This window comes from Brevibacillus sp. SIMBA_040 (assembly GCF_046535075.1).
In the GTDB taxonomy this organism is placed as follows: Bacteria; Bacillota; Bacilli; order Brevibacillales; family Brevibacillaceae; genus Brevibacillus.
The window spans coordinates 1-262 of sequence record NZ_JAWRXI010000249.1; the positions used below are offsets into that span (position 1 = coordinate 1).

Sequence of the window (262 nt, forward strand, 5' to 3'; positions counted from 1 at the left end):
GTTTTAGGCATATTACCAATTGATAGAAGGAAAAAAACGTCTTTCATTATTATTATCTTGGCTATTTTTGCAGGAACAAGAGTAGATATTGATCGTGACTATCCTTTGTACAAGGATGTATTTGAATTTGTACCTAATAGCTTGTCTGAGTATAAAAAACAATTTGGATTTGAAAGTTGCCTATATTTCGTAACAGAATTTTCAAGATCAATTTTTTATACTAAAGAATCTATAATTAATTTTTCTTTTCTGACTTTTGCAT

At 27.5% G+C, this 262-nt stretch carries 1 protein-coding gene; it reads left to right on the forward strand.

Annotation, left to right across the window (positions count from 1 at the left end; translation table 11 throughout):
* Window positions 1-262 (forward strand): hypothetical protein (locus SB752_RS32725; RefSeq protein ID WP_410719552.1); only part of this gene is annotated, 262 nt, incomplete at both ends.